The sequence below is a fragment of the Dietzia sp. B19 genome (genome assembly GCF_014145155.1).
Classification (GTDB): Bacteria; Actinomycetota; Actinomycetes; order Mycobacteriales; family Mycobacteriaceae; genus Dietzia; species Dietzia natronolimnaea.
On record NZ_JAALED010000181.1, the window covers coordinates 1 to 7,259 of the forward strand.

The following is a 7,259-nucleotide window of genomic DNA, read 5'->3' on the forward strand; positions in this document are numbered from 1 at the left end:
GGAACCGGTGTCGCCGCCGGGGCGGGTGAGACCTCGGCGGCGGGCATCAACCCCATGGACCCGACGACGAGGGCGAACGCGGCCGAGCCAACCACCGGCCATCGCCGCGAGACCGGCGTCAGTGGCGTGTGCCACGCCAGCGGGGCGAGCGCATCGGGGGCGACGTACCCGGCCATCGTCTGCTGGGCCAGCGCGGCCTGCGAGTCCAGCCGATGGTCCTCGTCCGCGTGCGTCCTGTCCCGGTTCTCGCAGTACAACCACCAACCGCCCGGCAGGATCAACGCTAGGCCGAACATCGCGAGTGCCGCGACCGAGGCGAACCCGTCCCCCACCGAGGCCGCCGCGCCCAGGAGCGTCAGTGCGCCCACACCGACACCGGCCCAGGCCAAGACCTGCTTCCACACCGGGGGCCTGAGATACGTCGGCTCAGTCAGAGACGGGTGCGACGTGGAGGGCAGGACGATCGGCATGAGAGGAGTTCTTTCCGGGAGGCGAGGGGGTCCTCACAGGGGAGGTCGCGCCACCGAGCCGGCTGCGACGCCCCGGCGAGCGACGATGTGAACACTACGCCGCCCCGGCCCCGGAACCAAAGGTTATCTTATACGCACCGGTCCTCGCGGCCGTCTCGGGCGCGCTGGCTGGGATCAGCTCGACGAGTTCGAGGGGGGACGAGTACCGTCGTGTCGTCATCGAGGCCCGTCTGCAGGGCGGGAGCACGGTGCCGGCCCGGGTCCACGGACGGCCCGTGTGGCGCACTGCTCACACCAGGGCCACCCTGTGGTTCCACGACCGCGCCGTACGCCACAGGCAGAACACCACCAACACCACCGACGCGGCCAGGAAGCCGACGGGCATGACGTCGTCGCTGGCGGCCGCGCCGGCGGCCAACTCGCCGATCATGTCGAAGCGCACGAACTCCAGCGAGCCCCCGGCGCCCATCGAGATGCCGAACGGCAGAGCGATCATCGCCATCAGCGAGAGCAGCTGTGTGACCACGTAGACCAGGACGAACACCACGACCGGCCCGCCGGCACCCAGCGCGGCCAGCCGTCGCTCGTGCCCGACCGAGACCGAGAAGTAGTAGTAGACGGGCCAGATCAGGAACGACCCGAGTGTCACGAGCACTCCGGCCGCGATCATCCAGGCCGGTGCGGCAGTGGTCACCGTGGTCCACGCGTCGGACAGGACGGAGTACGACGGCGAGGTGAGCCCCGACTGGCGGGCGGCCGCCCACCACGTGAGCAGCGCGAGCCCGGCGGTGAGGACGAGCGCGGCCAGGGAGGCGGCCATCGCCCACATCAGCTTGGTCCAGAAGATGACCGACCCGCGGACCGGGATGGAGTGGGTGAAGTACCCGGTCCGGCCGTAGCCGGTGCGCCAGTAGTCGGCGGCCAGGGTCAATTGGACGGCCGGGACCGCCACGACCGCGGCCAGCATGCCCAGCGCCAGCCCGAACTGGGACAGCAGCGGCCACCCTGCAGCCCCGAGCAGACCGCCCAGGACGCCGACGAGAGCGATCACTCCGAGTGTCGTCCCGAGGGCCCCGCGTGTGCGCAGCCACTCGTGCGTGAGCAGTGTCGTCGTCATCGGTAGGTCTCCTTGAAGATCTGGTCGAGGCTGGCGGCGTGCTGGCCGCGGAGGTCGTCGGCGTGGCCCTGCAGCAGGACCCGGCCGTGGCGCATCATCACCGCGGCGTCGAGGATGGGCTCCAGGTCGTGCACCAGGTGCGTGGAGATCAGGAGCAGGGAGTCCTCGGACAGATTGCGGACGATGCCGTCGAGGATGAGCTGACGCGCGGCCGGGTCGACACCGGAGATGGGCTCGTCCAGCAGGAACACCCGCGCGTCGCGGGACATGGCCAGGGCGATCTGCACTTTCTCGCGCATGCCCTTGGACATCTCCTTGAGGCGCGCGGACTCGTCCAGACCGAAGAATCCGACGAGGTCGCGGGCCTTCTCGGTCTGGAAGTCGGCGAAGAAGTCGGTGTAGAGCCGCAGGCAGTAACTCACGCGGGCGGAGTCGGGCAGGAAGCTGGTGTCGGGCAGGAAGGAGACGATCGCCTTGGACTCGGGGCCCGGGGCGTGGCCGTCGATCCGCACTGTGCCGGAGTAACCCGCGAGCACGCCGGCGAGGATCTTGAGGAGCGTGGTCTTGCCGCAGCCGTTCTCGCCGAGCAGTCCCACGATCTGACCAGGAGCGAGCCGGAGGTCGAGGGCGTCCAGTGCGGTGGTGGTGCCGTACCTCATGTTGAGACCCGTGGCCTCGACGAGTGTCGTGGCCGGGCTGGCGGTGGCCCTCATGTCAGGCACCTCCGTCGTGCGCATGGGCAGTGGTGTGGTCATGGTCGTCCCATCTCGTGTCGAGTAGTGCTCGCGCCCTGTCGTGGGTCATCCGCAGGCCGCGGACCCGCCGGATGAACTCGTCGGCGGCACCGGCGGCGAGGTCGGCGCGGACCTCGTCGATCCGGGCGTCATCGGAGGTGACGAACCTCCCACTGGCGCGCTCGGACCGGCACAGCTCGAGCCGTTCCAGCTCGGCCAGCGCGCGCTGCGCGGTGTTGGGGTTGACGCCCAGATCGGCCGCCAACTCCCGGACCCCGGGCATCTTCGCGCCCGTCGGCCACTCCCCCGTCACGATGCGCCGCGAGAACTCCTCGACGAGCTGCACCCAGATCGGGGATGAGTTGTCGAACTGCATCGCCGCCCCATTCCGTGTTGCTGTATTAGGTGCTTAATACAGTGACACTCCGACGCGGCGAAGTCAACGCGGGTCGCGGCGAAGTCAACGACGACCACGTTGCGTATACCCTAGGGGGTATGTATTCTCGGCAGCGAGGCTCGGACGGCACCACACACCGACCGCGGACCTCGCGACCATCCCACGATCAGAGGAGTACGACCATGTGCCGACCCGCAACCTGCAAGACCTGTGGAAAGACGACCTGGGCCGGGTGCGGAATGCACGTGGACCAGGTGATGTCCGGCGTGCCCAAGTCCCAGCGGTGCCCCGGACACGCCACCGCGCCCAAGGAGGGGTTCCTCGCGAAGATGTTCGGCAGGTAGCCGGTCACTGCGCGCGGATCAGTGCGCGCGGATCAGTGCGTCAGAACGACCTTGACCCCGACGATGGTCGCTGCGACCACCGTGAGTGCCGCAGCACTGATGAGCCGGTTCCGACTGGGCCGCTCGCCGTTGAGCCGGCCGATCACGAAGACGATGCCGCCGATCCGCACCAGCACGGTGGGCTCTGCCAGCAGCAGTGCGGTGCGGTGCTCGAGAACTCCGAGCCAGGACCAGGATGTTGCCGTAGATGTAGGCGCTGATCCGGCTCGCCGCGTCGGACCGCTCCAGCGGCGCGCCCCTGGAGAGCCATGAGTTGCGCGGCAGGGAACGCCCGTCCGTGTTCATGACGACAAGCGTGACAGACCCCGGGAGTCCGGGGCACCGAGTTCACCGTCCCGCCCCGGGCCACCGGGGGCGAGGAATACTGTGAACACGCCTGCGATTCGGTCGGCCGTGGGGAGGCGATGGGTGGACTCATCAGAGGATGTGGTGGTCGTCGGCGCCGGCATCGCCGGATTGGTCGCCGCACGCGAGTTGACCCGCGCGGGCCACGAGGTGCAGGTCCTCGAGGCCCGGGACCGCGTCGGGGGCCGTCTGCTCAACGCGACTCTGCCCGGCGGGGCTCCGATCGAGGTCGGGGGGCAGTGGGTCGGCCCCTCCCAACATCAGATCCTCGCCCTGATCGGTGAACTGGGACTGCGGACCTTCCCCACCCACGTCGCGGGTCGCCACATCGCCGAGGTGGGCGGGGCCAGGTCGGACTACTCCGGCCGGATCCCCCGCCTCGATCCCGTCACCCTGGCCGACATCGCACAGACACAGTGGCGTCTCGACCGCATGGCCGCCCGCATCCCGCTCGCGGACCCGTGGCGCGCGCCCGGCGCCGATCGCCTGGACTCGCAGACCTTCGACACCTGGCTCAGGCGCACTGCCCGCACCCCGCGGGGCCGCGGGTTCTTCCGTCTCCTCACGGAGGCCGTGTTCTCGACCGGACCCGAGGACCTGTCCGCACTGTGGGCGGGGTTCTACATCGGTGCCGCCGGCGGTACCGATGCGCTGATCGACACCGCCGGAGGAGCTCAGCAGGACCGCGTGGTGGGAGGGGCGCAGACGATCGCGATCGAGATGGCGCGGGAGCTCGGTGATCGCGTGCTGCTGGACAGCCCGGTCACCGGGGTCGAGTGGGACGCCGCGGGAGCCCGCGTCCGGTCCGGCGACCGGGTGGTGAATGCGCGGCATGTGGTGGTCGCGGTTCCACCGCCCCTGGCGTCGAGGATCCGCTACTCCCCCGGCCTGCCCGGCGACCGCGACCAGCTGGTCCAGCGGATGCCCATGGGCCGGGTGATCAAGATCAACGTCGTCTACCCCGAGCCGTTCTGGCGTGCCGACGGCTGGAGCGGGCAGGCGAACAGCGACACCCGACCGCTGGGCACCGTCTTCGACAACACCCCCCACGCGGGCACATCGGACGGCGCCGTGCCCGGCGTCCTCGTCGGATTCCTCGAGGGCCGCCACGCGGACCGGGGCTCGCGCGTGACCGCCGCCGACCGTCGCGCGCAGGTGCTCCAGGATCTCGCCGGATACTTCGGCCCCCGGGCCCTCAGTCCCGTCGACTACATCGAGCGCGACTGGGCCGAGGAGGAGTACAGCCGCGGCTGCTACGGCGCGTTCGCCGCGCCCGGGACCCTGACCCGCTTCGGCCCCCACCTCCGCCTCCCCGTCGGCCCGATCCACTGGGCCGGCACGGAGACCGCTACCCGCTGGGCCGGCTACATGGACGGGGCGGTCGAGTCGGGCCGGCGGGTGGCCGGGGAGATCGTGTGCAGCCGCTGATCCGCGCCGCCAGTCTGCGCGGATTCGGCCCGCTGGTCAGCGAACTCGGCGGAGACCCCGACCGGCTGCTCGACCGGTACGAGATCGCGCGCGAGGTGCTCGCGGACGACGACGGGCTGGTGTCGATCACCGCGCACGACCAGATGCTCGACGCGGCCGCCGCGGAGTTGGGTTGCCCCGATTTCGGGCTGCGGCTGGCCGATCGGCAGGACGTCTCCATCCTCGGACCGGTGGCCCGGGCGGTCCGCTCCAGCTCCACCGCCACCGAGGCACTCGAGTGCGCGGCGAGGTTCCTGTTCGTCCACAGCCCCGCGCTGACGATCGGCGTCGACGACGACCCGTGGGACCGGCGCGGCGTGATCGCGCTGACCTACCGCAAGCAACTCTCCGAATCGCCGTACTCCCCGCAGGCCATCGAGCTGGGCCTGGGCCTGTTCCACCGGATGGCTGTGCAACTGCTCGGGCGCAGTCCGGGTCTCCGGTCCGTCGAGCTGCCCCACGGTCCACTGTCGCCCGTGGACCGCTACCTGGACTTCTTCGGCGCCGACATCAAGTTCGACCGACCCGTGGCCGCGCTGTGTGTCGAGCGCCGGATCCTGGACGCCTCGTTCGACACCGCGGACGAGGAGATCCGCCTGGCCGCCCTCGAACACCTGGCGGGGTCGTACTCCGACCCCACCCGGTCGATGTCCGGACGGGTCCGCCGGGCGGTTGCCGAGAGCCTGCCCGGGCGGGTCCCGTCCCTCGCGGAGGTGGCGGCCTCGCTGGCGATCGGGCCCCGGACCCTGCAGCGCCACCTCGTCGTCGAGGGCACCACCTACGGTCAGGTCATCGACGACCTGCGGCGAGACCGGTCGCACCGGTTCATCACGACCACCGACCTGTCCTTCACCCAGATCGCCGACCTGGTCGGCTTCTCCGAACAGTCCACGCTCAGCCACGCCGTACGTCGGTGGTTCGGCCTCTCCCCCGGCGGACTACGGCGCCGGGCAAGACTGTCGCGCTGAGACAAGTTTTCTTCCCGCGGGAACCGGATCCTGAAAGCAGCCGCCAGAACCACGGCACCCGGAGAACCACGGCGCCCGTAGTAGTACAGGAGCGATGATGCTGCGCGACCACCAGCTGAGTGACCAGAAGCTGCCGGAAGACTCGTCCGAGCAGATGCTCGAGCAGATCGGCGCGCGGTCGATCCCCGAGTTCGACGGCGTCCACGACGTGTGGCCCCGCGGCGAGCGCCTCCGGGCCGTGCGCGCGGCGGCCGCCGAGTACAAGACGCGCTTCGTGCAGCAGGGTCAGGTGCGGGCCGTGCAGTCCGTGGACGTGGCCGCGGCGCCGTACCCGGTCAAGTACGCCTTCAACAACGCGGTCTCGGTCCCCAGCCTGCCGCTGATCACCATGATCAACCGGATGATCGTGGTGCAGTACGACGACTGGAACGGCCGTCCCCGCACCCTGGTGTTCGAGCCGACCGTCCCCGCCGGGTCCGCCGAGGCGCCCGTCTACGACAACCTGCAGACGCTCGTCGACCGGATCCCCGGCGGCACCCTGGCCATCAAGCTGCTCCTCAAGTACTTCAACGAGCCGGACCAGGCGCTCGCCAAGGTCGGGCTCACGCCGCAGGACGTGGACTTCTGCACGTTCGACCACCTCCACGTGCAGGACCCACGCATGATCCTCGGCTCGACCGAGGTGATCCCCGGAGACACCGCGCCCCGCACGCCACTGTTCGGCGACGCCAGGCTGCTGGTCCATCGGCGCGAACTGGCCACGCTCGAGGACCTGCACCCGATGCAGTGGGCCTGGTACGTCTCCGGCGGGCTCGGCGGGGTCGACCGGTCCAAGTTCGCGGTGTTCGACGGGGACATCGAGCTCGGCCCCGGCATCGCGCTGATGTGGACCCCCGGCCACACCGACGGCAACCACTCGCTGGTCATCAACACCCCGGACGGCGTCTGGGTCTCCTCGGAGAACGGCATCTCCCTGGACAACTGGCAGCCGGAGCTGTCCCGGATCCCGGGCGTGCGGCGCTACCACGAGAAGTTCGGTCGGGAGATCTGCCCCAACGCCAACACCCTCGAGGACTCGCTGGACCAGTACGACTCCATGATCAAGGAGAAGACCATGGCGGACCGGTGTCCCGGTGACCCGCGCTGGTTGCAGATCCTGCCCTCCACCGAGTTGGTCTCGTGGAAGCGTTTCTGGCCCGTGGTGCCCACCTACTGCCACGGCGGCATCTCCTACGGTCGGATCCGGTCCGGACTGAGAAGCGAGAAGTGACGACGACGACGAGGTCACGCAGCGCGCTCGTGACCGGGGCCGGACGCGGGCTGGGCAAGGACATCGCCCGGATGCTCGCCGGCCGCG

The 7,259-nt window shown here is 70.1% G+C and carries 8 protein-coding genes and 1 pseudogene; 4 read left to right on the plus strand and 5 right to left on the minus strand.

Annotated features, from left to right (window positions below):
- From G6020_RS06335 to G6020_RS06350, 4 genes are all read right to left on the minus strand, one after another.
- A partial coding sequence (locus tag G6020_RS06335; RefSeq protein WP_182610035.1) for a hypothetical protein occupies positions 1-470 on the minus strand: 470 nt, incomplete at its 3' end.
- Positions 471-759: 289 nt separating this feature from the next.
- On the minus strand, positions 760-1,587 hold the full coding sequence (locus tag G6020_RS06340) for a hypothetical protein (RefSeq protein ID WP_182610036.1): 828 nt from the start codon (positions 1,585-1,587) through the stop codon (positions 760-762).
- Positions 1,584-2,300, minus strand: coding sequence for an ABC transporter ATP-binding protein (locus G6020_RS06345; protein ID WP_241731192.1), 717 nt, complete (start codon positions 2,298-2,300; stop codon positions 1,584-1,586). Before G6020_RS06345 ends, G6020_RS06340 begins: the two co-directional genes overlap by 4 nt.
- A 1-nt stretch (position 2,301) precedes the next feature.
- On the minus strand, positions 2,302-2,697 hold the full coding sequence (locus G6020_RS06350) for a GntR family transcriptional regulator (RefSeq protein WP_182610037.1): 396 nt from the start codon (positions 2,695-2,697) through the stop codon (positions 2,302-2,304).
- Positions 2,698-2,900: 203 nt separating this feature from the next.
- On the opposite strand from G6020_RS06350, the gene G6020_RS06355 reads away from it, so the two are divergent.
- The gene (locus G6020_RS06355) at positions 2,901-3,062 is read left to right on the plus strand and encodes a hypothetical protein (protein ID WP_179525725.1); all 162 of its coding nucleotides are present in this window, start codon (positions 2,901-2,903) and stop codon (positions 3,060-3,062) included.
- A gap of 32 nt (positions 3,063-3,094) precedes the next feature.
- Here the strand turns inward: G6020_RS06355 and G6020_RS06360 are convergent.
- Positions 3,095-3,407 (minus strand): annotated as a pseudogene (locus G6020_RS06360) (hypothetical protein).
- A 96-nt stretch (positions 3,408-3,503) separates the two neighbouring features.
- Between G6020_RS06360 and G6020_RS06365 the strand changes: the two are divergent.
- The 3 genes from G6020_RS06365 (at position 3,504) to G6020_RS06375 (ending at position 7,172) form a co-directional block, all read left to right on the plus strand.
- Positions 3,504-4,895 carry a flavin monoamine oxidase family protein gene (locus tag G6020_RS06365; protein WP_347237877.1) on the plus strand — a complete coding sequence of 464 codons (1,392 nt, stop codon included), beginning with the start codon at positions 3,504-3,506 and terminating at the stop codon, positions 4,893-4,895.
- A complete protein-coding gene (locus tag G6020_RS06370; RefSeq protein ID WP_182610039.1) occupies positions 4,883-5,902 on the plus strand; it encodes an AraC family transcriptional regulator in 1,020 nt (339 codons plus the stop codon). Before G6020_RS06365 ends, G6020_RS06370 begins: the two co-directional genes overlap by 13 nt.
- A 94-nt stretch (positions 5,903-5,996) precedes the next feature.
- Positions 5,997-7,172 carry a hypothetical protein gene (locus G6020_RS06375; RefSeq protein ID WP_241732595.1) on the plus strand — a complete coding sequence of 392 codons (1,176 nt, stop codon included), beginning with the start codon at positions 5,997-5,999 and terminating at the stop codon, positions 7,170-7,172.
- Positions 7,173-7,259: the final 87 nt, after the last annotated feature.